The sequence below is a fragment of the Enterococcus sp. ZQ21 genome, from assembly GCF_030053755.1.
GTDB lineage: Bacteria > Bacillota > Bacilli > Lactobacillales > Enterococcaceae > Enterococcus_B > Enterococcus_B lactis.
In genome coordinates, this window is sequence record NZ_CP125658.1 from 2,168,647 (window position 1) to 2,192,479 (window position 23,833).

A 23,833-nucleotide genomic window follows, 5' to 3' on the forward strand; every position below is an offset into this window, starting at 1 on the left:
TCTTTCTATTTATATACTCCGTTTTTCAGCCAAGAAAGTTTCAAATTGAATTCACTGATTGCTTGCTCTGCTGAGTAATCTTCGGATGTTGAAAATAAGCGATACGAATGCGCAATTGTTGTAAATACAGTATTCATGACTAATTGGATCAGTAACTCCAATTCATGATCATTTTTTACTTTCAACTTCGTCCGATCAATCAATTCAAGCAACTCTTTTGCATCTTGTTTGTGTTCTTTATGTGGATCATGAGGCGTTTTTTGGCGACTCGTATGAGGAGCGACTTTTCTTGAGGCACGGTAATCCATGTTCATAAACAAGTTACGATAAAAAGAAGCATTCTCACCTTCCAAAATCTCATAAATCATTTTAGAAAAATAGGATTCGAATCCTTTGAATAGATCACCATCGGATTCTTTTATTAGTTGCAACATATCTTTAGAGCTGTCACGTCTCATTGTCTCAAAGTAATAAAAATAAAGATCCTCTTTATCTTCAAAATACTGATAGAAACTGCCTCTAGGGATATCCGCTAATTTGACGATATTAGCAATCGAGGCTTCTTTCAAAGGTACTCTAGAAAACTCGATTCTCGCCGCTTCAATTAACCTTTTTTGTTTTTCTTTCGGCAAATGGAAAAATGTCTGTGTCGGCATATGGTTCCTCCTTTCTTCTAAGATGACACATTGTCATATGACGCTATGTCATTATAACACCTCCCACCTGTTTTGCAAGACATTTGCATAGTTTTTTTCATTATTATCCGATACATAAAAAAAATGATAAGAGGAATCCTTCCATTTGAATTAATGAGAGCTGCCCATTAAAATAGCCACATACTAAACAAAGGATGAGATAAATGGCCCAATCAATTAGTGTCCAAGACTTCAATAAATTGCCTCTCGATGCTGACAGCATCGTTTTAGATACAAGAAATACTTTAGATTACACAAAAAAACACTTAAGCCACTCGCTTTCTATCCCCGCTGCTATCTTGCCAAGACAATTAAAAAATCTAGATCCAAAAAAACTTTATTATATTCTAAGCTACACAGGCAGACGATCAGAAGCATTAGCCGATCAACTTACTGCTAGCGGATTTCGTGCTGTTTATATCATTGGTGGGATGGAAGCTCTTCAGTCAAGCGTTGCTTGAACATTGCTTGTTAGATTCAAAGGGGGCTGTGACAAAAATCGTGTCACAGCTTCTTTTATATCCTGTCTTTTTTTAGTTATTTATTTTTCAACCTTATCAATATGACTTGATAGCCTTTTCTTTTTCGAGTAAACTGATTTTGTTAGTCATAGTTATAACAATCATAGCAAAAAAAGGAGAAGGTAAGCATATGGCATCTGTTTTAGTAGTCAAAGGTCATCCCCTAACTGCAGAAGAATCACGTACAGTTAAGGCATTGACGTCTTTTTTAACAAGTTATAAAGAAAATCATCCAGATGATGAAGTGACTGTTTTGGAACTTTATCGCGATGATATTCCAGAAATCGATGAAGAATTATTATCAGGTTGGGAGGCATTACGTGCTGGTGCAGAATTCACTTCCTTATCAGAAAGTCAACAACAAAAAATCGCTCGTTTCAATGAATTGACTGAGCAGTTCCTTGCTGCTGATAAAATCGTTATCGCAAACGCCTTATGGAATCTAAATATCCCAACAAAATTAAAAGCTTGGTTCGATACTGTCAATGTAGCTGGAAAAACGTTCCGCTATACAGAAAACGGGCCAGAAGGATTAGTGACAGGTAAAAAAGCACTGCACATCCAATCTAATGGCGGTGTATACAACGGACAAGACTTTGCCTCTCAATATGTAAAAGGTATTTTGAACTTTGTAGGCATCGATCAAGTAGAACAGCTATTCATCGAAGGAATCGATTATGACCCTGACCGTGCAGATGAGTTGATGCAAAATGCATTAGATAAAGCTACTGCTTTAGGTAAATCATTTTAAAATTGAGGTAAATGTATATAAAAGAGACAGAGGGAAAAATCTTCAAAGTAACATTTGTGCTTTGGATATTTTCCTCTGTCTCTTTTTGTTATTCTTTCTGCTTTTTCAACGGATTTTCTTCATAAAGAGAAGAAATCGTTGTATACCATTCAAAAACATGAGTGATCACTACTTTAGCTGCTGCATAAACAGGAATCCCCAAGATCACACCAACGATCCCGAACAATTTCCCTGACGTCAGCAGCACTAATAAGATCGTTACTGGATGAATTGCTAACTGATTTCCCAATACTAACGGAGAGATCAAGCGTCCTTCTATTGTCTGTTCTACTGCAAAAACGATCAGTACCTTGATGATCATGAATGGACCTGCCACAATAGCTAAAAAGATGGCTGGAATCATTGCTAAAAATGAGCCTAAGTATGGGATCAGATTCAAGAACCCTGCAATGATTCCCAACGTGACAGCATATTCTAAACCAATGATTGCAAAACCAATCATAAACATGATTGCCACAGCAAAAGCCACAGTTAATTGCCCTCTTATATATGAGGAAACTTGACTATTCATTTCACTCAGCACATTCAACGTCGGTTTTTGCATGCGTGTTGGTAAAAACTTGACGAAATAAGGGGCTAATCGCTTACCATCTTTCAATAAATAAAATAAGATAAACGGCATCGTCAGCAAAGCTACTAAAATAGTCGCTACCGCACCAACAAAACTCCCAAGACTCTGAACTGTACTCTTAGATATGTCTTGGATCATATCACCTGCTGAATTCATGAACTTATCACCTGCTGTTTCCAACTGTTCTCGAAATTGGTTGAACAGCGGGTCTCTCAAGATCTCGGTCAATTTATTATCGATCGTATCAACGTATTGAGGAAAGTTACTGATAAAGCTGACTGTTTGTTCCTGGATCTTAGGTATGATCACTACGCTTCCCCATACGATTAATGCAACGACCAAAACAAACAGCCCAATGATACTATAGAGCCTTGGTACTTTTCGCTTCTCAAAGTAATCAACTACTGGATTCATCAAGTAATACAAGATGCCTGCTAGAATGATAGGTAGTCCTACGATTGCTAAAAATTGCCAGATCGGTGCAAACAAATAAGAAACTTTTGTAAATAAAAAGACGATCAGCAATATTAACAATACAACAAGTAAAGCTGTGACCACTTGATTATTTAAAAACCAGCGCCAAAACCAAGACACCGGTCTGTTCTTCTTATTTTTCCCTTCCATAAGTCCTCCCGTTAGTTATAAATAATTTGGCTTCCCAAACCAATAGCAGGCAGTTCATGCGGATGGAGATAGATTCCGTTTGCAATTTGTCCTTCTTCTGGACAGGTATCAAAAATCAATGATACGTGAGCTACCGTCTCTAAATTTCCATTGGCCATCGGACCGACATAATCGATCGTATACGACTGATCATCAAAAGTAATCGTTCCGCCTGCTTTCAAAGAAAAAGGTTCATCTTTCGACACCTCTTGAATCACCGAATATTTTCGCAAGGCAGCTGTTGCTGTTTTATCGAACAAAATCAGCATCGGTTCTTCCTTGTTTATTGCTTCTGTTCCAATTTCTGTAATCGTTGCCTGAATCATCGCACTCTCTCCTTTACTTGCTTTCAAAAACAGTATAACACATTCTCATTCTTTAGCCGTGGGGAATAATTATGTGATAGAATAAAAACGAAAACTATTTCATTACCATTAGGAGGAATCAGCTCATATGATCGAAAAGATAATTTTAGGAACCTATACGCGTCGCGAAAGCAAAGGAATCTATACGATCGATCTTGATACAGAAAAAGAAGAATTATCCAGTCTTTCATTGGCTGTTGAAGAGAACAGCCCTACCTACCTAGCAAAAAGCAAAGCTGGCAATCTTTACACGGTTACCAGTGTAGACGGATTAGGTGGTGCCGGTGCGTACGATAAGGATTTTCATTTTTTGAATGCGGTAACAGAGTCTGGGGCTCCTTTATGTTATGTAGCGGTTGATGAAACACGGCAATTGCTCTATGGGGCCAACTACCATAAAGGCGAAGTAAATGTCTATCACATATTAGGAGATGGCGAGCTGAAAGCAGCGGATTCAGTATTCCATCAAGAAGCGACAGGCCCTCATAAAAACCAAGATCATGCGCATGTCCATTATACGGATCTGACTCCTGACCAACGATTAGTCGTATGTGATCTTGGTACAGATCGTGTGTATACTTATGATGTGTCCGAAAACGGCAAATTGAATCTTGTAACTACCTTCACTGCAGAGCCAGGAACAGGCCCTCGCCATCTCGTCTTTCATCCGAATGGACAATTCGCCTATTTATTTGGTGAATTAGACAGCACAGTCCGAGTGCTTTCTTATGATAAAGAAACAGGTGATTTTGAAGAATTACAGAAAATATCGACCTTGCCAGAAGAATTCGACGGTGAAAATGGAGGGGCTGCTATTCGCATTTCCAATGATGGCAAGTTCCTTTACGCTTCTAATCGGGGACACAACTCGATTGCCGTATTCGCAGTTTCCGAAGATGGTTCTTACATCCAAAATAAACAAATCATCTCAACAGAAGGCGATTTTCCTCGCGATTTCGCACTAGATCCAAGCAATGATTTTGTCGTATGTGCTAATCAGAATACCGATAATCTGACATTATACCGCCGTCATCCTGAAACAGGATTACTGGAATTATTGCAAAAAGATGTCTATGCACCAGAATGTGTCTGTGTTTATTTTGATCGTTAGCAAGAAAAGGAGAATAAAATGAATCAGCAAGACGTATTAGACAGGCTGCGGGAAGAACTGAATATTCCTTTCTTTGATGGAAAAACCGAAGATAAAGAGTATAGCGAAGAGGAATATCAGAAACTCAAAGCCGATTTACAGAACTACTTTGAACAATATGTACGGAATGTAGAAAACTAATCAACCTTCCATACTATCTGAAAAGGACATCAGCGCAAGACTTTTTCATCTGTTCTGATGTCCTTTTCTATAAATAAAAAAACCGCCGAGTTGGTTAGACTCTGCGGAAAAGGAGTATTTACTCAATTTTGAGTAAGTACAAGGTTGTTGGTTATAGGTATGTTCTTATCATAAAGGATTTTGTTCACTCTATCATAAAGACAATATTACATTTATATTAGATAACTCTAGTTTTTATTATCATCAAATTTTTCTTTTATTTTTTCAATAACAAATTAGTCATTTTTTGGATGGCAGCTGTCAATTGGTCAGTCGCTTGGTCTTGTTTTGCTTCAGATGTATTGAATAAATCTTTATCTACTCCTGACTCAAGATCAATACTTTGAATCATTTCTTCACAGCCTGCTACATATGAAAGATAAGCTTTTTCAAAATTTTTATGAATGCCCATTGCTTTTGCTGGTGGGCGCAATGTACTGACTTTCTTAAGCATTGCCCGATATTTTTTTGTTCCTTCTTCAAATAACTGTACGGTCTCTTCAAGGATCGATCTGTCCAGTTCACTTGTTTTTCCTTCATCGATTGCGTTTCTGATCACTTCATATTTCGGATGCATTCCTTCTCCGATTGCTTCGGTTTCCTTGACGATTTGATCGATGGACTGCACATAATAGCCAATATTCGGTAACATGTTTGTTTTCCTACTTTCTCCATTATTGTTATTATTTATTCTACTTGTTTTTATCCTCAAATGACAAGTACTTGAAAAAATTTAATGGTTTCTATACAGCTCGCCATTTTTATTCGTGCTCAAAGAAACCATCTGCTAAACTATATTGTTTCCCTGCGACAATGTCATATTGAATCAATTGATATTCGTCGTAAATCTCTTGTTGCGAGCGATTGAATTGCGCTTCTTTATACCACTGTCCGTTTTGATAGTACAGTTCTCGTTCAAACGCCGGAAGTTCTTGTTCTAATGATAAAAGCAGCTGATAAAAACCATTCGTTGTCTGATTCGTCTGTTCCATTAGATTCGCTGCAAAATAAAAAGGACTGGTGATTGCATCTTGAGTCGTTTGCTTTTCTAATTTCCCTTTACTGTCGAACATCAAGAATTGTGTTTCATGTAATGTTTGTTTATCATTTTTGGCTTGGATGGTATCTGAATAGATTCCTGGCAGATGATCCCCCCAAAAAACAACTAGAGTCCTTCTAGAAAGATTCTTCAATTCTTCCGTGAACTGCTTCAGTGCCGCGCTGCTATAGGAAATATCTTGCAGATAATTCTCTAAGTCAAGCGTCCCACTTCCATCTGAAATTTCTGCAGAATAGCCCAGTCTATCATACTTTCCATTGTAAGGCATATGTGTCTGCATCGTGACTAAATGAATGAACTGAGGTGCTTTTTCTTCCTTGAGAAGTGTCATTACTTCTTTGTAAGCTGACTCATCAGAAATATATGGATTATTCTCTATCGTATCCGTATAGGTCATCGTACGCTCGCTGATGAACTGGTCAAATCCTAATGTCTGATAAACATCCTCTCTTTTATACATCGAAGTATTGTATGGATGGATCGCTGTCGTCTGGTATGATTGTGCGTTTAACGCTGAAACGATAGAAGGAAGCTGATCCATTTTTGGTACAAGCATCGTGTAAGGGGTGGTGAGTTGCGCATTAAATAACGCCATAGAAAAACCAGTCAATGCTTCGAATTCGATATTTGCTGTTCCACCGCCATAGTTTTGAGAAAGCATATTGCCACTATATGTTTGATCAGCTACTTCATAATAATCTGCCAATGGCTCACCAGATACTTCTACGCCGTTTAATCGACTAGGATCTGAGAAACTTTCACTCATCACGAACACGATGTTCGGCGACTCTTCCTCTACAGCTTTATTTTTTTCATCTGCTAGCTTCTGGTATTTTTCAGTGATTTCTTTGATCTTTGCTTTCGAATATCCTTCAGGTTCATCCATTGGTTCTACCTTCAGATTGTACAAAAACCCACCGATAAAACCAGTGTTATAGTAGTTCATTTTCTGACTGTAAGGTATCCATAGTGCCGTTTTATTATATGCTTTTCGCAACAAATTATCGGGATTGTTGAAATTACTGATATATCCTAGTAGTCCAATTGCCACAAGCAGTGTCGTTAATCGGATCAATTGGAATCGCCTTCCTTTTTTCAGGCTTCGAAACATGTACCAGCAAAACAATCCTAGCACTGTTCCTGCGGCAGCTAAGATCACTGTAAACAGCATAGTGCCGGTCATATCTTTCAGCAATCCGATTTCAGTGATCATCTTCAAATCGTCTGGATAAATCGGTTCTTGCCGATAACTCATTTTCATATAATTTGCAAAACCTAACACACCGATGGTTACGACATACGTAAGGGAACCTAAAGGGACAGATCCTGCTAGTGCAATCAGAAAAATAAGAATGATCAGCAAGACGAGACAGGCTAAGAAGAATTTTTCCGTATGCCAAGAAAAAGCAAATTTCAACGCAAGGTCTACGGATAGATCATTTTGACACCATTGCAAAAACAAATTACTAAAAACAACAAGAAAAAAGATACTGATGATCGTTGCTGTTCCTTTTAAAATCTTTTTCTGTTTGGTTGAAAGTCTGCTTATATATCTTTTCAAATGCTTGCTCCTTCATTTCTATCAACAAAAGAATGTTGTTTCTCTTATTTTAGTTGTACGAAATTCGAAAGTAAAGAACGGAAAGAAGAATTAATGAAATCCAAATATTCTCTTGCTTTATGACCTTTCTGGTTTCTTTAATAAGCGGACTTTTCGTACTCCAGAAATTTTTTCTAGCTGTTGTTTCACTTGATTGAGCTGTTCAAAATCAGTACTGTCTATGTCAATCAATATGTAGACATGCTCATTCTTATGGTTACGCGATATATCTGCGATCGCTAGCTCGTTCTCATTCAGCAGAGAAAATATCTCTGCTAATATATTGGTTTTCTTTTGATAAAATATAGTGAATCGAAACGGCGCTTGGAAAAACATTCGTGCGGATGGATAATTGACCGCTTCTCTAACCGTACCGAACAAAAGATAATCTTTTAAGGCTTCAACTGCCAAACGTCCGCTGTCTGCCAAAGCTTCCTGAGTCGATCCCCCTAGATGAGGCAACATAAGTATACGGTCATTTTCTAAGAACTCTTCTTCTGGGAAATCAGTCACGTATTTGGCCAGATGTTGTTTTTCCAATGCTTGCATAACAGCATATTTATCAACGATTTCACTTCTTCCTACATTGATAAGTACAGCATCTTTTTTCATTTTTTCTATATTCACCTGATCGATCAATCCTTTTGTATCTTCTGTCAATGGCAGCATGACTACGATGTAATCCGAGGCAGAAAGAACTGTTTCTAAATCTGCTTGCCGAACATAATCCAACTGGGCATCGCGGATAGAATAACCCAAGACATCCATCCCTAAGCCATAGCAACTTAGCGCTACTTTTGTACCTACCGCGCCAAGACCAAGAAGGCCAATGGTTTTGCCTTGCAACTCTCGTCCCACATAAGCACTTCTTTTGTTTTCTGCCTGTTCTAAAATATTAGGACCTGTTAGTGTTTGTACCATACGACTTGCTTCGATTATCGGACGGGAAGATAAGAGCAAACAGCACAAAACAAGCTCTTTTACTGCATTAGCATTTACACCTGGTGTATTCATGACGATCGTTCCGTTTTCAGAAGCTTTTTCAACGTTGATCGTGTTCACCCCAACACCAGCTCTTGAAATTGCTAGCAAATCTGGTGTAAGCCATTCGTCTTTCACTTTCGTACTACGAATGACTATTCCTTCGGCTGGCAAATCATCTATTATTTTGAAATATTCCCCTTGTAACTTTTCTATCTCTTGTTCTGGAATAGCATCAATCAAATGAACGTGATACATAAAACCCCCTCCTTACTAACAAGTATCTCGAAATTTTTGCAATTAGACAACTGTTTACCATTTGACTTCCTAGAAGCAAAAATAGCAGTTAGAGCAGAGTAGGCTTAGTGATAAAAATAAGGCCATGACAAGTTACTGCCATAAGCCTTATTTTTGAGAGCAAAATATTGTGGGTGAGATTTCTTGATAAATGGTGTTCAGTTAGCTGACATTGATGATAAGCCAAAATTTCAAAAATAGTTGAAAAGCAAATTTCGTCAATCTCTACTTATTTCTTAAAACTAAGTGGCTTTTTCACAACCTCTTTTTATCTAATAACAACTGTTTCCAACTCAACTAATTTTGCCCATGTTTCAATTTGATCTGTTGTTAGATTTAGCGAGACAACGGTATGATGACCGCCACCTGCCTGAATCCATGAATGGACACCTTCATGGAAATTCGGTTTAGTTTTCCATAACACACGTGCAACAGGCAAATTAGGTGCTTCAGTCGTTGGTTCAAAGGCTTCTACTTCATTGATCAGCAGTTTATAATGCGTACCGAAATCTGCCATTGATACGACTACCCCTTCTCCTGCTTTCCCATCAAATACAAGACGCGCCGGATCTTCTCTATCTCCCATTGATAAAGGAGAAACAACGATTCTTGGTTTCGTCGCAGCAAGCGTCGGATCTACTTCCATCATATGGGATTCCAAGATTGCTTCTTGGCCACTAGCTAGCTCGTAAGTATAATCTTCCATGAATCCTGTATCTTTTCCTCGAGCCATGATTTTCAGCAACCGATCAATCGCTGCAGTTTTCCAGTCGCCTTCCCCAGCAAAACCGTATCCTTCTGCCATCAAACGTTGTACAGCTAGTCCAGGCAGTTGTTTCATTCCATAAAGGTCTTCAAAATTAGTCGTAAAAGCGTTATAGCCTCCTTCTTCTAAGAAACGGCGAATACCGATTTCCTGCTGAGCTTGTACTTTTACATGTTCTTCCCATGTCTTTTCTTCATAATCACCATAGTCGAAGGTATACAATTCCTTGTACTCTTCAAATAATTGTTCGACTTCTTCGTCTGACACGCGATCGATTACTTGTACAAGATCTCCGATACCAAAATAATCAACAGTCCAACCAAATTGAATCTGTGCTTCCACTTTGTCTCCTTCTGTGACACCCACGTTTCTCATGTTGTCACCAAAACGAGCCACTTTTATTCCAAAACTTTCATTATAGGCTACTGCAACATCCATCCAATCAGCAATCTCTTTTTGGATCTCAGGTCGTTTCCAGTAGCCAACGACGATTTTATTTTGTTTATTTAATCGAGCATTGATGAACCCATATTCGCGGTCGCCATGAGCGGATTGATTTAAATTCATGAAATCCATATCGATCGTTTTCCAAGGAATGCTTTCGTTATATTGCGTAGCTAAATGAAGCAATGGTTTTTGTAGAAGCTTTGTCCCACGGATCCACATTTTTGCTGGTGAGAAAGTATGCATCCAAGTGATCACACCTGCTACTTCTTCTCGATAATTGACCTCTTTCATGATTTTTGTGATCGTATCAGCAGTAACTGCTAATTCTTGAAGGCGGATAGGATAAGGCAATTGGCCATTTTCATTCAGTTCATCGACCATTTCTTGTGCATGTTTCTTTACTTCTCGCAGTGCTTCTTCCCCATATAAATGCTGTGATCCTACAACAAACCAAAATTCTTTTTCTCCAATATTCAACATAATTAGCCACTCCTTTTATTTGTTTTGTCCGTAATACGCATTTTTTCCGTGTTTTCGTAAATAATGTTTATCTAAAATCCGTTGAGGCAGCTCTTCTGAAAATGAATTGAGCTGTCTGGTAAATAAATTCATCTTGCATACTTCATCTAGTACGACTGCGTTCATTACCGCACTTTGCGCATCTTTCCCCCAAGTAAATGGACCGTGTCCGTGTAAAAGTACCCCTGGAATTGCTAAGGGATCAATTTTGCGTTCTTTGAATGTTTCTATGATAACTTTTCCTGTTTCATATTCGTATCCGCTGTCGATTTCCTGTTGTGTCAAAAATCGAGCACAAGGTACCGATCCATAAAAAGTATCTGCATGCGTCGTCCCCATCGCAGGAACATCCAATCCTGCTTGTGCCCAGATCGTCGCCCATGTCGAGTGAGTATGGACGATTCCTCCGATTTGAGGAAATGAACGATATAAAACAGCATGAGTAGGCGTATCCGAAGAGGGATTGAGTTTGCCTTCAATGATATGATTGTCCAAGTCCACAACGACCATGTCGTCTGCTGTCATCTCTTCATAGCTGACCCCGCTAGGTTTGATAACGAAATATTGTGTATCAGGATCAAAAGCGCTCACATTTCCCCATGTATATTTGACAAGTCCGTGTTTAGGCAAGTCAAGATTTGCTTGATACACTTCTTCTTTCAGTTGTTCCAGCATTTTCTATCACTCCTTTTTCTTGCAATTGATGAATCGCTGTTTTTTCAATGTCGATCCCCTCACGGTAACGACTCATAAATATCTGATAGCCTGCTATTTCTTCTGCTGAAGGTGTGATGGTGATTCCTTGGTCTTGTCCAAACACGTCTTCTGCCAAGAAGTTTTCTAAAGATTTCCCATGTCGATCCATCATATAGGCTGCTAATAACGCGATCCCCCACGCTCCACCTTCTCCGGCTGTGTCCATCACTGTAACTGGCGCCTCCATAGCAGATGCTAGAATCCGCTGGCCAACTTCTGGTGTTTTAAAAATCCCCCCATGCCCCACTAAACGATCAATTTGGACATCCTCAGATTTCAATATATCCATTCCGATTCTCATTGCGCCAAAAGCACTGGCTAAATGGATCCGCATGAAATTCGCTAAATCAAAACGGCTACCTGGTGTACGTACAAATAATGGCCTTCCTTCATTTACTCCTGTAATGTTTTCACCGGAAAAATAACCATAAGAAAGTAATCCCCCGCAATCCGTATCGCCTTCTAGCGCTTTGTTGAATAATACCGTGAATAATTTATCTCTGCTTATCTCCATACCCAAAGAATTGGTAAATTCTTCAAAAATATTGACCCAAGCATTGATATCCGAAGAGCAGTTATTCGTATGAACCATACCTACTAGTTCTCCTGAAGGTGTAGTGACCATGTCGATTTCCGGATGGACATTTTCTAGTTCTTTTTCTAATACGATCATAGCGAAGGCGGAAGTACCAGCCGAAATGTTCCCTGTCCGTTTGGCTACACTGTTCGTAGCGACCATACCGGTTCCTGCATCTCCTTCTGGCGGACAAATCGGGATTCCTGGCTTCAGGTTTCCCGTAGGGTCGATCAGATAAGCCCCTGATTCGCTCAACTTGCCAGCTTCTTCTCCTGCTACTAGAACTTTAGGCAAAATGTGATCCAAATCAATCGCTATACGCTCTTTTTCGATTAATTGACCAAAAATATTTTTCATTTCTTGATGGTAGGTTTTCGTTGAAGGATCGATAGGAAACATGCCTGATGCATCTCCTACGCCTAGTACTTTCTCACCAGTAAGCTGCCAATGAACATACCCTGCAAGCGTTGTCAAAAAATCAATTTCTCTCACATGTTCTTCTTTATTCAAGATAGCTTGATACAAATGAGCGATACTCCATCTCTGCGGAATATTGTATTGAAATTTTTCCGTTAATATTCGTTCTGCTTCTTCAGTGATTGTATTTCGCCAAGTACGAAATGGTACTAGTAACTGTTCCTTGCTATCAAATGCTAGATAACCGTGCATCATTGCACTGAACCCAATCGACCCGATCGTTGTAAGATTCTCGCCATAGATTTCGAATACTTCTGCTGCCATTTTTCGGTAACTGACGCGCAGTCCTTTCCAAATATCTTCTAATGAATAGGTCCAGATACCATTTTCTAGTTTGTTTTCCCACTCATAACTACCAGCGGCAATAGGAGTAAAAGATGAATCAATCAATACAGCTTTGATCCTAGTTGATCCAAACTCAATTCCTAAAGATGTACGACCATCTATGACATCTAACATACTTTGCGCATTTACTTCCTTCATAATGATCTAACTCCCTCCTTCTCGTCAAACCTGATCAAACCGTCTTTTTTAGTAGCGCTTACAATGATTATTGTATACTTTTGTACGTACATGTCAAGCGGTTATTTTCAAGAATATAATAAAAAACACTTGTTTTGTACGTACATAAGTTATAGAATGAAATTGCTTACAAAATCTGATCAACCGCCTTCTCGAAATTCTAGAAGGAGAGAATACTTATGAAAAAAGAAAAAAAAGTTTCCTCATCGTTTATTTATTTTTTTGGCGCATTTGGCGGCATTCTATTTGGATATGATATTGGTGTTATGACCGGCGCTTTACCTTTTTTACAACATGATTGGGGTTTGGCAGGTAAGGCTTCTTTGATAGGATGGATCACGTCTTCGGTCATGTTAGGTGCGATCCTTGGTGGCTCTTTATCTGGTCTTCTTTCTGATAAGCTTGGACGACGAAAAATGATTCTTCTTTCTGCACTTATTTTTATGGCTGGTTCTGTCCTTTCTGCATCTGCCCCTCACAATGGTTCTTATTTTCTGATTGCAGCAAGGATTCTTCTAGGTTTAGCTGTTGGCGCTGCATCTGCCCTAGTTCCTGCTTATATGTCTGAAATGGCTCCTGCTAGACTAAGGGGAAGATTGTCAGGGATCAATCAAGTGATGATTGCTTCTGGCATGCTCCTTTCCTATGTTGCAGATTATTTGCTAAAAGGGTTACCTGAAACGATGGCTTGGCGCGTGATGTTAGGACTCGCTGCTGTCCCTGCACTGATTTTATTTTTCGGCGTTTTAGCTCTACCAGAGTCACCGCGTTTTCTTGTGCAATCTGGTCGCTTGGAAGAGGCAAAAAGAGTATTGAACTATATTCGGACACCAAACGAAGCTGAACAGGAATTTGAACAAATCCAGCTGAATGTCAAACAAGAAAAGACAACCGTAACTTCTTGGCATACTTTATTTTTAGAAAAGTATCGTTCGTTAGTTATTGCCGGTATTGGTGTAGCAGTATTCCAGCAATTTCAAGGAGCTAATGCTATTTTTTACTATATTCCACTGATCGTAGAAAAAGCGACTGGGCATGCAGCGAGCGATGCATTGATGTGGCCGATCATCCAAGGAATCATTTTAGTTGCTGGTTCTTTGCTCTTTTTGGTTATTGCAGACAAGTTCAATCGGCGAACTTTATTGAAAATAGGCGGTAGCGTGATGGGACTTTCTTTCATCCTACCAGCTGTTTTAGGAACTGTACTGGATGCTCATACAAATTCGTTGTTGATTCTCTTGTTTTTATGTCTTTATGTCGCATTTTATTCTTGCACATGGGCTCCACTGACATGGGTAATCGTAGGCGAAATATTCCCACTAGCTGTCCGCGGGCGAGCATCTGGCCTGGCCTCTTCTTTCAATTGGATTGGTTCTTTCCTAGTCGGCTTGCTTTTTCCTGTGATGACTGCTTCTATGTCTCAAGAAATCGTTTTCGGTATTTTTGGGATCATCTGCTTTTTAGGGGTTTTATTTATTCAAGAGATCGTACCAGAGACTCGTGGGAAATCTTTAGAGGAAATCGAACAAAGTGCATCTAAAAAAACTTATCCTAAACGTATTTCTATCCATCATTCTTAAAGAGGTTGTGACAGAAGTAGGCAACTTCAAGAAACAAGAGGAGCCGCTTAGTTCCGAGTCACAAGGAACAAGTTCAAAACACAGTTTCTCATGTTTGATGATTTTTGCCACAGTCTCAAATTGATATAAAAAATAAGAGGCGGTAAAAACCCGTCTCTTATTTTTCGTTTTCTTTTACTGTTTCCCGTTCAACTAGTACAGGCTCATAAAGAATATTCGGCTGTGCCTGTCCTTTTTCAATCGTTGTGACGATCCACCGTGCGGCATCTTGTCCCAACTTTTCTTTTGGATGCGTCAATGTTGTCAATTTTTTATTTCCTAAATGGCTTAAAGAAGAATCGTCTGTTCCTACGATCGATAGGTCATCTGGAATTTGATAGCCATTTTCTGTCAGCTTATCTAGCAATAAACTAGCTATTTGATCGTTATAGCAAATGATGCCATCTAAAGCTTGTTCTTCTTTCAACCGTTGTACTGTTTTTTCAGCAATCGTTTCTCGTGTTTCCGTGGTGAAAGTAATGATATCTTCTGTCAAAAATCGCACATTATACTGTTCACACGCGCTGATAAAACCTTTCATCCTGTATTTTCCTTGAAGATCGTCGATTTTTGTAATGAACAACAGACGCTGATGTCCTTTTTTTATCAAATATTCTGCTGCCATAAAACCGACTTTCACATCATCTAAACAAATATAAGAGGCATTTAACTCTTCATAAGCAGCATTGATCATCACCATCGGAATACCTTGTTCTCTTAAAGCAACATAAAGTGCTAAGTTTGGATTATACTGATTACTTTTCGTAGGCTCAACGATCAAACCATCTACCCCATAAGCAATCATTTTCTTCAAACACTCTTTCTCCAATTCGTGATCGTTATTCGTACTGGCTAAAAGCAATGAATACCCAGATTTTCGTAATTCATTTTCGATTCCTCGGATAATCGACGGAAAAATATAATCAGAGAGATATGTGGTGATGACACCGATCGTTTTTGTTCTGTTCAATGGTGCTTTTTCTGTCTTATAGCTGTCATCTACATATGTGCCCGATCCTTTTTCTTTACGCAGATAGCCCTCATTTACCAACACAGCGATTGCTTGCCGAATCGTATGTCTGCTGACGTCATATATTTCTTGCAGCTTGAATTCTGAGGGAATGGTTGTATTTACTTCGTATTCCTCATGAAGGATCTTTTGTTTTATCTCTTCTGCAATATCTTGATATTTTGCCATTTACCTTGCCCCTTTTTATTTGTACGTACATATGTATCCATTATACACAAGAAAGAGACAACTTGGAAATATCCAGTTGTCTCTTTCTAATTATTTCTTTCTCCTGTTTTTAGGAAACTATATTCCTTTTTCTAAACCAACTGGTGTTATTCTTTTATCTGGATTCTTTAGTCCAATCGCACCAACAACCGTCACTACGAGCACCAATACTGCTAGAAAAATATATGTTTCTTTAAATCCTATGCTATCATACATTTTTCCAGCAATAGTAGAGAATGCAAAAACTGAGATTTGCTTGGAGAAATTAAACCCTAGAAGATAAACAGTTGCTGACAATCGCCAATCGAATGCGCCAGAAATATATTTCATAACGGAAACAAGAAGCAGTGGCATTTCTACGGCTGCAATCAATCGGGCACCTGACAATACGATCCAGTTGGGAGCCAATGCACTAAGCATCACTCTTATAAAAATCAAACAGCCAAACAGGATCATCCCTTTTTTCGCACCGATTTTATTGATAAGGCTCGGCATTGGGATCATGATCATCGCCTCCAATGCTACTTGGATTGAAAGCAATCGACTGTAGATGATTGTTCCCTGAGATACCTCATGGAAAAAAGTCCGATAGTAGATAGCAAATTGCTGATCTACTACATCATAGATAGCGGCTGTCCCAACAAAGAATAGACACAAGAGCCAAAAGTTTTTATTTTTAAACAAAGTGAAAATCTCTTTTCTGGTCACTTCATTTTTTTCCTCTACTGGTACTTCACTGCTTTTAAGATTTACTTTATCTCCAAAAATCACTAATCCAGTTAAGATTGTCGCCATAAATGAGCAAAGCCAAAAAATAGAATTAGGATTTTGCGTAAAGATAATTCCGCCTACGAATGCCGCAACAGCGCCAGCAATCGAACCGCCTAAACGCGAATGTCCGTATTCGAATTTATTCACTAAACTTGCCCGTTCAACGTAAGTCTCAACTACTCCTACGCCACCATTTAAAACAAAAGCTAGATAAATACTGCCGATGATCGCTCCAAAAAAAGTATTGATTGATAAAAGAGGAATAAAGAGCCATTGGAAAAATGGGCCAATGAACATTCCAGCTATCGTGATAGTTATCAATAGATTCTTTTTGAATGCTAATTTATCCGACAATATCCCAAATATCGGCTGGTAAAACAAAGAAACGAATGCCATGAACGAAAAGATGATACCTGCTTGCGTTCCGTCAAGATCTGCTACTTGCTGCAGCCATAACGACAAAAATCCGAAAACTGTTGCCCAGATAAAGAAATACGTAAAATGGGTTCCCGCAAAGCTCCAAAAATGATTCGATTCGTTTTTCATGATTCTCCCTCTTTCTCTTAGTCATTCAAATATGGAAGCGGCTTGCCAAAAATTGGGAAACCATCGTTACCCCAACCAAAAGCTTGTACTTTTGTGTGTCTGTTCGGGTCGTATAGCGGATCACCTTTGATTTCCGTATAGTCCCGACAGTGATAAACCAGGATATCTGTTTCTCCATCTTCTGCAATAGTAAAAGAATTATGTCCAGGTCCGTATTGTTGTGTAGAAAGGTCGCTCTGGAAAACAGGTTCTGTCACCTTTGTCCAATTTTCTCTTTTCAATAAGTCAGATTCCAAATCAGCATAAATCATTCCCATACAATAATTTTCGTCGGTAGCGCTTGCAGAATAAGTGATGAAAATTTTTCCATTCCGCATCAATACTGCAGGCCCCTCATTCACTTTAAAGCCCTTACATTCCCACGCAAATTCTGGTTTTGTCAGCATAACTGGTTCTGTTTTCAATGTCCACGGATTAGTCATTTCTGCTATATATAAATTAGAATTTCCTTCAATAGCATTGTCTTTTTGTGCCCAAACATAATATAAATGATTATTATGTTCAAACACTGTGGCATCTAAACAAAAAGTATCTAAGTGCGACACCACTTGACCCTTTTCGTGCCAATTTTCGTCTACCATCGGATCTTGCGCTTCACACTCTAAACAATACATTCGATGAGTGAACAATCCATCAATAATCTCTTCTGTATGCGTTGCAGCAAAATAGATATACCATTTTCCAGCAATATAATGGATCTCTGGAGCCCAGATTAGTTTGCTCATCTCGCCCGTCTCATGTTTTCGCCAGATTGTACGGGGTGTTGCATAAGCTAGACCAGCAATCGTTCTTGAACGGCGTAATTCAATACGATCGTATGAAGGTACAGAAGCAATGAAATAATAATATCCGTCCTCATGTTTATAGATAAATGGATCTGCCCTTTGAATAATCAGCGGTTTTCGATAATTCTCATTCATCTCTTTGATTTTTACTTCTTCTTGTACTTCAACTGTCATTGTGTCTCCTCCTTAATTAATTTATAAATGAATGTTAACTCTTTGAGAAAGCGTTGTCAATAATATTTTTGTTAATTAAAAAATAAAAATTAGATATAATTAATATAAAAGTTAATAATAAAAGCTTTAATTTATAAAACGATTGACTATATTAATGTTAGTGTTAATATATAGTTAACAGAAAAATAAGCGAGGAAAATTATGCAACTACAAATAAACGAGGAATCCTTACCGGTATATGAAGCATTAGCTAGCAAGACAAGAATCAGGATCATTCAGCTGCTTTCCAAAAAGAAGATGAATGTCAAAGATTTGGCAAAAGAACTTGGAGTAAGCAGCGCGATCACGACGATGCACGTGAAAAAGTTAGAAGAAGCGAACATCATCAAAACAGAGAAAATAGGACAACAAAAAATTTCGAGCCTTCGTGTCGATAAAATAGATATCAGTTTCCCAGAAAAAATATTCAATGCTTTTGACACGAAAGAAACATCGATACCTATTGGTCACTATACGAATTATGCAATTGAACCGACATGTGGTTTAGCGACGATCCATGACTTTATTGGAAAAGTGGATGAACCACGCTATTTTGTGGATCCTCGAAGGATGGATGCTCGTATCCTCTGGTTTACCAGCGGGTTTGTCGAGTATCAGTCACCTAATTTTTTGAATGCAGAGGATACATTAGAAATGTTGGAAGTTTCTGTGGAAATTTCTTCTGAATTTCCTTTTTCAAATGACAATTGGCCTTCCGATATCACTTTCAGCCTAAATGGCGTAGAGCTAGGAACATGGACGAGCCCTGGAGATTTTGCTGATATCCGCGGGAAATATACGCCTGATTGGTATCCAGATAATCTTAATCAATACGGCTTGCTGAAGACGATCCGAATCACCAAACATTTGACAAATATGAATGGGGAACCTTTGTCAAACATCACGATCAACGACATTCCTAAAGATCAAGACACTTGGCATTTGCGAATTGAAGTAAAAGAAGATGCCGAACATGTAGGTGGCTGTACTTTATTTGGTAAAGGATTCGGTAATTACGACCAGGATATCAAATTAAAAGTTTACTACAGCTGATAGTTTTCTTTTCTATTTTATAAAGAAAAAACAGCCAATCCCTATGAAGGGACGGCTGTTTTTTTATTTTATTGTTATTTCCAAAAATCATCCAAAACAGAAATTGGCAAATGACGTTTATGCTGCGTCTTGTTCCACCACGCTTCGATTTTTTCTTGTGCTTGAGCGGGAACTTCTTTTCCTTCTAGATAATCATCGATTTCGTTATACGTAACACCTAGTGCGACTTCATCCGCAATCATTGGTTTTCCATCTTCAAGATCTGCAGTCGGAATTTTTGTGTATAGCTTTTCCGGTGCATTCAATGCTTGAAGCAATTGTTTCCCTTGCCGTTTGTTCAAACGGAACAATGGTAAGATATCGGCTCCTCCATCACCAAATTTCGTGAAAAAACCAGTGATGTTTTCTGCAGCATGATCTGTCCCTAATACAGCTCCTGCTCTTTCTCCGGCTACGGCATATTGTGTAATCATTCGTTGTCGTGCTTTGATATTACCTTTGTTAAAATCGCTGATTACCACACCTGCTTCACTTAATACTTGTACTTGTGCATCAACAGCAGGTTTGATATTTACTCGCAGACTGACATCAGGCTGGATAAAGTCAAGGGCAGCTTTTGCATCTTCTTCATCTGCTTGTTCACCATAAGGAAGACGAACAGCGATAAATTGATAGCTTTCATCTTTCGTTTCTTCACGCATTTCTTCCATCGTTAGTTGCGCCAAACGACCGGCTAAAGTAGAATCTTGACCTCCGCTAATACCTAATACGAAGGTTTTAAGAAACGGATATTTTTTCAAATAAGCTTTCATAAAATCAATACTTTTACGAATTTCTTCTGTTGGATCAATTGTTGGTTTGACACCTAATTCATGGATGATTTCTGTTTGCAGGCTCATTTATTCTCCTCCTATGCTTCTGTATGAAGTTCTGCTACGCTTTTTTTCATTCGTTCCATCGTAGCCATTTTATGGTTCCAGCATTCAGTAGATAGATCGACCGGATATTTTTGCGGATTCAAGTCTCGTTTGTACTCTTCCCATAGTGAATCTAGATTTTCTTTTGTATATTCTTTGATTTCGTTTAGCACGGGTAGTTCGTATACTCTTTTTCCTTCGATAAAGATATCTTGTAAAACGGGACGAGCGGTAAAATCCCGAACAGTTTTATTGATAAACGTATGCACTGGATGAAACATAAAGATAGCTTCTTCTTCTCGAGGATCTTCATCCCATAATGTGACATAATCTCCTTCAGATTTCCCATCAGAGTTTCGAGTAATACGCCATACTTGTTTTTTTCCTGGAGTTGTCACTTTTTCCGCATTGCTTGATAACTTGATCGTATCCACCATATTTCCTTCGCTATCTTCAATTGATACTAGTTTGAATACTGCACCAAGGGCTGGCTGATCATAAGCAGTGATCAGTTTTGTTCCGACACCCCATACATCAATTTTAGCTTTTTGCATCTTTAAATTCAAAATCGTTGCTTCATCTAAGTCATTTGAAGCATAGATTTTTGCTTCCGTAAATCCAGCTGCATCTAATTGTTCCCGAACACGCTTAGATATATAGGCCATATCTCCACTGTCGATACGTACGCCTTGGAAGTTGATTTTATCACCTAATTCTTTTGCTACGCGGATTGCACTTGGCACACCTGATTTCAACGTATCATAAGTATCGACTAAGAACACACAGTCTTTATGGGTTTTAGCGTACGCCATAAATGCTTCATAATCATTTCCATAAGATTGGACTAACGAATGCGCATGAGTCCCGCTAGCTGGTATCCCAAATATCTTTCCAGCACGTACATTGCTTGTAGCATCTGCTCCGCCGATATATGCCGCTCTAGTTCCCCAGACTGCCGCATCCAATTCTTGTGCTCGTCTAGTCCCAAATTCCAAGAGCGGATCTTCTCCGATCACAGATTTGATGCGAGCTGCTTTTGTCGCGATCAACGTTTGGAAATTGACCATATTCAACAGTGCTGTTTCTACTAATTGACAATGTGCCAAAGGACCTTCCACTTGGATCAATGGTTCATTTGCAAAAACTAATTCACCTTCACGAGCAGAACGAACCGTTGCTTTAAATTCAAAATTTTGTAAATACTCCAAAAACCCTTCAGGATAGACTTCTAAGCCACGTAAGTAAGCAATATCAGAATCACTAAACGTCAGATTCTCTAAATAATTGACTAACCGTTCCAATCCTGCAAAAACCGCGTACCCGTGGTTAAAAGGCATTTCTCGAAAATAACATTCAAAAACAGCATGTAAATCAGCTCGACCTAATTCCCAGTATGTCTGCATCATATTGATTTGATATAGATCCGTATGCAGCGTCAAACTGTCGTCTGGGTAAGTATTATTCATCTTGTATTACTCCTCTTGGCAAGTTTTCATTTCCTACCTATTATAACAAAAAAAATTGATAGGAAAAGAAATCTTCATTATTTTCTGAAAAAGAGGTTGTGAAAAAGCCGCTTAGTTTCGAGTATTAAGAAAAATTTTGTGAAAATGGCTTTCCACATTTTGCATAAATTGGACTTAATACCGAGAAACTGGCTTTTGAACACCGTTTAAGAAAGAGGTTGTGAAATCAGCGTTTTGACCTGAGTATTAGAGAAACAAACGGAAAAATAGTTCCTCATATTTTGCCGTTTGTTGAGCTAATACCGAAGGACAGCTGATTGAACACCGTTTATCCGGAAAAAAGGGCTGCAACAAGACTTTTGTCACAGCACCTACTCTTATCTTTACTACTTCTTATAAACCAGATTTCACTTAATATTCGATATGAATCACCTTCTGCGGAATTTCTTTCCTCTGCGATATACATAGAAACCACCGACTAAAAGAACTGCTGCTAGGGCCCCGATAATGATATACAACAAAGAATTTGTATTATTTTCTACAGTAAAAACCTCATGATTGACTGAGTTTGCTTGTTCTTTCGTAATCGTAAAGTCTTTTGTCAGCAACCACTTTTGCCCTGTCTCATCTTGTGCTTCGACTAAAAGTTGATAATCCCCCGATTCTAAAGGTTTCGTATTTCCAGCTTCCCCATGATAAATAGGCATAGCAAAAACTGATTCAGGAGCAATACCACCATTTTCGATTTTTCGTGTCATTATCGGTTCTTCCCGTCCTTTTGAATGAACAGTTGCTTCAACGGTCACTCCCTTGATATTGATTGGTTGAGGATTTTCTAGCACAGCAACCACACCAGCATTGTTGGTGATCACTTCGGAACGTACCTCATTCAACTTCAGATCCGGCACAACTTCCTTGTCATTTGCGCTCATCATCAACCCAACCACATAAGCGTATTCGCTAAAAAAAGGCTGATTACTTTCTTCTTTTTCAGCTGAAAAATCTTTTTTCACTTGGATCCCGCCTAATAAGATTCCATCAAAGGAAGTATCAGGTGCTTGTACTTCTAAAGTAACGACTCCTGCTTTATTCCCTGGGATCACTGCTTCTTTTGGATAATCGACCAATGCGCAGATGGGTTGCTGAACGATTGACTCCTCTGGTAATTCATTTTGTCCGTAGTCAATCACTATGTTTCCGTTTGTCTGAGCTGTATTGACATTGATAAAATACGTTTGCTCCTGATCAGAAAAATTATTGATCTGGATCTGTAGTGTCTGTTTTGTTCCAGGTTCTACTCGTAAATCAAAGAATGAACGTCCTTCTCGCTGATTGTCCGGTAAAATAGGATGGACGCTATAGTCTGCTCCATGATTTTCATCAGCAAAAACGACGATTCCAGGAAAAACTAGCGGTATTAACAAAGTTATCAAAACCAATACTAAATGTCGTCTCACTTTTCATCCCTCCATTTTATGTAAAAAGGATGGAGTTAGCTTATCCGCTCCATCCTTTTGCGGTTGTTTTCAAGTAAAACAAATTATTTTACTTGAAATACTGCTGTTAGATCGAATCCACTGCTGTGTAAGTAACTGTCCCAGTATACTCTCCAACCGGTGTATTCGCTTTGATTGTTAGTGTTGGCGCTTCTGATGTGAGTTCATTTATATGATCAAAAGTACCGGAAACATAAGATATCGGAAGAGTTGTTGCAGATTCTAATATATTTTCTCCATTGATCGTAAGAGCAGAAGCAATATCATCTGTTAAGTTTGTTGCACTGACTGTCAATACCCAGTCTCCCGCAACTACAGCATTCTCCCAAGCTGCTGCCAGCTCTGTTGTATCTTCAACACCAGTGTATTCGCTAATCAATTCTAAAGCTTCTGTTTTGCTGGCTTCTAGCGGACGAAAATCGGAAGCTTGCAATGCGCCATCAAAAGTACCATTGACAGTTGTGTTTGCGCTGATTTGCGCAACCGTATGTTCACCAAAATCGATATCAGGAACAGAATCTAGTATAAAAATCCCTGGATAAGTTGGAAGTCCATCCTCTACTAAAAAGTCAGTAATCTCCACTCTGGTCGTTCCATCCATTGGTTCATCAAATTCTGCTGCCATGACTGTTGGTGCAAAACATGTAAATAACATCGCACTTGTACTTAAAACCCCTGCTAATTTTTTCATTTTTTGTCCTCCTTTTTTTCT

General features: G+C 38.7%; 23 protein-coding genes. 7 read left to right on the forward strand and 16 right to left on the reverse strand.

Annotation, left to right across the window (positions count from 1 at the left end; all coding sequences use genetic code 11):
* Positions 1–5: 5 nt before the first annotated feature.
* Positions 6–656 (reverse strand): TetR/AcrR family transcriptional regulator, encoded by a 651-nt coding sequence (locus QK255_RS10520; protein ID WP_002291481.1) that lies wholly within the window; start codon positions 654–656, stop codon positions 6–8.
* A gap of 203 nt (positions 657–859) precedes the next feature.
* Between QK255_RS10520 and QK255_RS10525 the strand changes: the two genes are divergently transcribed.
* Both QK255_RS10525 and QK255_RS10530 read left to right on the forward strand, forming a co-directional pair.
* The gene (locus QK255_RS10525; protein WP_002291478.1) at positions 860–1,156 is read left to right on the forward strand and encodes a rhodanese-like domain-containing protein; all 297 of its coding nucleotides are present in this window, start codon (positions 860–862) and stop codon (positions 1,154–1,156) included.
* 190 nt (positions 1,157–1,346) lie between these two features.
* Entirely contained in the window at positions 1,347–1,967 is a 621-nt protein-coding gene (locus QK255_RS10530; protein WP_002291477.1) for an NAD(P)H-dependent oxidoreductase, read from the forward strand.
* A gap of 88 nt (positions 1,968–2,055) precedes the next feature.
* Here QK255_RS10530 and QK255_RS10535 read toward each other — a convergent pair whose 3' ends face one another.
* Positions 2,056–3,222, reverse strand: coding sequence for an AI-2E family transporter (locus QK255_RS10535; RefSeq protein WP_002291475.1), 1,167 nt, complete (start codon positions 3,220–3,222; stop codon positions 2,056–2,058).
* Between the two features lie 11 nt (positions 3,223–3,233).
* The gene (locus tag QK255_RS10540) at positions 3,234–3,587 is read right to left on the reverse strand and encodes a PTS glucitol/sorbitol transporter subunit IIA (protein ID WP_002291472.1); all 354 of its coding nucleotides are present in this window, start codon (positions 3,585–3,587) and stop codon (positions 3,234–3,236) included.
* Between the two features lie 127 nt (positions 3,588–3,714).
* On the opposite strand from QK255_RS10540, the gene QK255_RS10545 reads away from it, so the two are divergent.
* A complete protein-coding gene (locus tag QK255_RS10545; RefSeq protein ID WP_002291468.1) occupies positions 3,715–4,737 on the forward strand; it encodes a lactonase family protein in 1,023 nt (340 codons plus the stop codon).
* A gap of 18 nt (positions 4,738–4,755) precedes the next feature.
* Positions 4,756–4,917, forward strand: coding sequence for a hypothetical protein (locus QK255_RS10550; RefSeq protein ID WP_002291467.1), 162 nt, complete (start codon positions 4,756–4,758; stop codon positions 4,915–4,917).
* A gap of 256 nt (positions 4,918–5,173) precedes the next feature.
* Here the strand turns inward: QK255_RS10550 and QK255_RS10555 are convergent, their stop codons facing one another.
* Both QK255_RS10555 and QK255_RS10560 read right to left on the reverse strand, forming a co-directional pair.
* On the reverse strand, positions 5,174–5,608 hold the full coding sequence (locus QK255_RS10555; protein WP_002291466.1) for a hypothetical protein: 435 nt from the start codon (positions 5,606–5,608) through the stop codon (positions 5,174–5,176).
* 109 nt (positions 5,609–5,717) lie between these two features.
* Positions 5,718–7,577 carry an LTA synthase family protein gene (locus QK255_RS10560; RefSeq protein WP_002291465.1) on the reverse strand — a complete coding sequence of 620 codons (1,860 nt, stop codon included), beginning with the start codon at positions 7,575–7,577 and terminating at the stop codon, positions 5,718–5,720.
* Between QK255_RS10560 and QK255_RS10565 the strand changes: the two genes are divergently transcribed.
* Positions 7,578–7,700: a hypothetical protein gene (locus QK255_RS10565; RefSeq protein ID WP_002291464.1), complete on the forward strand. Its 123-nt coding sequence runs from the start codon at positions 7,578–7,580 to the stop codon at positions 7,698–7,700.
* Here QK255_RS10565 and QK255_RS10570 read toward each other — a convergent pair.
* The 4 genes from QK255_RS10570 to QK255_RS10585 form a co-directional block, all read right to left on the reverse strand.
* The gene (locus QK255_RS10570) at positions 7,695–8,855 is read right to left on the reverse strand and encodes an NAD(P)-dependent oxidoreductase (protein ID WP_002291463.1); all 1,161 of its coding nucleotides are present in this window, start codon (positions 8,853–8,855) and stop codon (positions 7,695–7,697) included. The two genes, QK255_RS10565 and QK255_RS10570, sit on opposite strands and share 6 nt — an antisense overlap.
* A 307-nt stretch (positions 8,856–9,162) precedes the next feature.
* The gene (gene araA / locus QK255_RS10575) at positions 9,163–10,587 is read right to left on the reverse strand and encodes an L-arabinose isomerase (RefSeq protein ID WP_002291462.1); all 1,425 of its coding nucleotides are present in this window, start codon (positions 10,585–10,587) and stop codon (positions 9,163–9,165) included.
* A 15-nt stretch (positions 10,588–10,602) separates the two neighbouring features.
* Complete coding sequence (locus QK255_RS10580) at positions 10,603–11,301, reverse strand: L-ribulose-5-phosphate 4-epimerase (RefSeq protein WP_002291461.1); 699 nt, start codon at positions 11,299–11,301, stop codon at positions 10,603–10,605.
* The gene (locus QK255_RS10585; RefSeq protein ID WP_002291460.1) at positions 11,258–12,919 is read right to left on the reverse strand and encodes a xylulokinase; all 1,662 of its coding nucleotides are present in this window, start codon (positions 12,917–12,919) and stop codon (positions 11,258–11,260) included. Before QK255_RS10585 ends, QK255_RS10580 begins: the two co-directional genes overlap by 44 nt.
* A 218-nt stretch (positions 12,920–13,137) precedes the next feature.
* On the opposite strand from QK255_RS10585, the gene QK255_RS10590 reads away from it, so the two are divergent.
* Positions 13,138–14,538: a sugar porter family MFS transporter gene (locus QK255_RS10590; protein WP_283341544.1), complete on the forward strand. Its 1,401-nt coding sequence runs from the start codon at positions 13,138–13,140 to the stop codon at positions 14,536–14,538.
* 157 nt (positions 14,539–14,695) lie between these two features.
* Here QK255_RS10590 and QK255_RS10595 read toward each other — a convergent pair whose 3' ends face one another.
* From QK255_RS10595 to QK255_RS10605, 3 genes are all read right to left on the reverse strand, one after another.
* Entirely contained in the window at positions 14,696–15,775 is a 1,080-nt protein-coding gene (locus QK255_RS10595) for a GntR family transcriptional regulator (protein WP_002291458.1), read from the reverse strand.
* Positions 15,776–15,892: 117 nt separating this feature from the next.
* A complete protein-coding gene (locus QK255_RS10600; protein ID WP_002328937.1) occupies positions 15,893–17,131 on the reverse strand; it encodes an oligosaccharide MFS transporter in 1,239 nt (412 codons plus the stop codon).
* A 17-nt stretch (positions 17,132–17,148) separates the two neighbouring features.
* The gene (locus QK255_RS10605; RefSeq protein ID WP_002291456.1) at positions 17,149–18,150 is read right to left on the reverse strand and encodes a glycoside hydrolase family 43 protein; all 1,002 of its coding nucleotides are present in this window, start codon (positions 18,148–18,150) and stop codon (positions 17,149–17,151) included.
* 201 nt (positions 18,151–18,351) lie between these two features.
* On the opposite strand from QK255_RS10605, the gene QK255_RS10610 reads away from it, so the two are divergent.
* Positions 18,352–19,242 carry an ArsR/SmtB family transcription factor gene (locus QK255_RS10610; protein WP_002291455.1) on the forward strand — a complete coding sequence of 297 codons (891 nt, stop codon included), beginning with the start codon at positions 18,352–18,354 and terminating at the stop codon, positions 19,240–19,242.
* Positions 19,243–19,316: 74 nt separating this feature from the next.
* Here QK255_RS10610 and nadE read toward each other — a convergent pair whose 3' ends face one another.
* From nadE to QK255_RS10630, 4 genes are all read right to left on the reverse strand, one after another.
* Positions 19,317–20,141, reverse strand: coding sequence for an NAD(+) synthase (gene nadE / locus QK255_RS10615; RefSeq protein ID WP_002291454.1), 825 nt, complete (start codon positions 20,139–20,141; stop codon positions 19,317–19,319).
* 11 nt (positions 20,142–20,152) lie between these two features.
* Positions 20,153–21,625 (reverse strand): nicotinate phosphoribosyltransferase, encoded by a 1,473-nt coding sequence (locus QK255_RS10620; protein WP_002291453.1) that lies wholly within the window; start codon positions 21,623–21,625, stop codon positions 20,153–20,155.
* A gap of 428 nt (positions 21,626–22,053) precedes the next feature.
* Positions 22,054–23,082 (reverse strand): WxLIP family cell surface protein, encoded by a 1,029-nt coding sequence (locus QK255_RS10625; RefSeq protein WP_002293637.1) that lies wholly within the window; start codon positions 23,080–23,082, stop codon positions 22,054–22,056.
* 106 nt (positions 23,083–23,188) lie between these two features.
* A complete protein-coding gene (locus tag QK255_RS10630) occupies positions 23,189–23,812 on the reverse strand; it encodes a hypothetical protein (RefSeq protein ID WP_002293636.1) in 624 nt (207 codons plus the stop codon).
* Positions 23,813–23,833 lie beyond the last annotated feature (21 nt).

Coding starts and splice junctions, on each gene's coding strand:
- QK255_RS10520 (WP_002291481.1), bottom strand. CDS start 656: ATGCCGACACAGACATTTTTCCATTTGCCGAAAGAAAAACAAAAAAGG.
- QK255_RS10540 (WP_002291472.1), bottom strand. CDS start 3,587: ATGATTCAGGCAACGATTACAGAAATTGGAACAGAAGCAATAAACAAG.
- QK255_RS10530 (WP_002291477.1), top strand. CDS start 1,347: ATGGCATCTGTTTTAGTAGTCAAAGGTCATCCCCTAACTGCAGAAGAA.
- QK255_RS10620 (WP_002291453.1), bottom strand. CDS start 21,625: ATGAATAATACTTACCCAGACGACAGTTTGACGCTGCATACGGATCTA.
- QK255_RS10605 (WP_002291456.1), bottom strand. CDS start 18,150: ATGACAGTTGAAGTACAAGAAGAAGTAAAAATCAAAGAGATGAATGAG.
- QK255_RS10590 (WP_283341544.1), top strand. CDS start 13,138: ATGAAAAAAGAAAAAAAAGTTTCCTCATCGTTTATTTATTTTTTTGGC.
- QK255_RS10570 (WP_002291463.1), bottom strand. CDS start 8,855: ATGTATCACGTTCATTTGATTGATGCTATTCCAGAACAAGAGATAGAA.
- QK255_RS10595 (WP_002291458.1), bottom strand. CDS start 15,775: ATGGCAAAATATCAAGATATTGCAGAAGAGATAAAACAAAAGATCCTT.
- QK255_RS10600 (WP_002328937.1), bottom strand. CDS start 17,131: ATGAAAAACGAATCGAATCATTTTTGGAGCTTTGCGGGAACCCATTTT.
- nadE (WP_002291454.1), bottom strand. CDS start 20,141: ATGAGCCTGCAAACAGAAATCATCCATGAATTAGGTGTCAAACCAACA.
- QK255_RS10610 (WP_002291455.1), top strand. CDS start 18,352: ATGCAACTACAAATAAACGAGGAATCCTTACCGGTATATGAAGCATTA.
- QK255_RS10535 (WP_002291475.1), bottom strand. CDS start 3,222: ATGGAAGGGAAAAATAAGAAGAACAGACCGGTGTCTTGGTTTTGGCGC.
- QK255_RS10525 (WP_002291478.1), top strand. CDS start 860: ATGGCCCAATCAATTAGTGTCCAAGACTTCAATAAATTGCCTCTCGAT.
- QK255_RS10545 (WP_002291468.1), top strand. CDS start 3,715: ATGATCGAAAAGATAATTTTAGGAACCTATACGCGTCGCGAAAGCAAA.
- QK255_RS10550 (WP_002291467.1), top strand. CDS start 4,756: ATGAATCAGCAAGACGTATTAGACAGGCTGCGGGAAGAACTGAATATT.
- QK255_RS10585 (WP_002291460.1), bottom strand. CDS start 12,919: ATGAAGGAAGTAAATGCGCAAAGTATGTTAGATGTCATAGATGGTCGT.
- araA (WP_002291462.1), bottom strand. CDS start 10,587: ATGTTGAATATTGGAGAAAAAGAATTTTGGTTTGTTGTAGGATCACAG.
- QK255_RS10565 (WP_002291464.1), top strand. CDS start 7,578: ATGCTTGCTCCTTCATTTCTATCAACAAAAGAATGTTGTTTCTCTTAT.
- QK255_RS10580 (WP_002291461.1), bottom strand. CDS start 11,301: ATGCTGGAACAACTGAAAGAAGAAGTGTATCAAGCAAATCTTGACTTG.
- QK255_RS10555 (WP_002291466.1), bottom strand. CDS start 5,608: ATGTTACCGAATATTGGCTATTATGTGCAGTCCATCGATCAAATCGTC.
- QK255_RS10630 (WP_002293636.1), bottom strand. CDS start 23,812: ATGAAAAAATTAGCAGGGGTTTTAAGTACAAGTGCGATGTTATTTACA.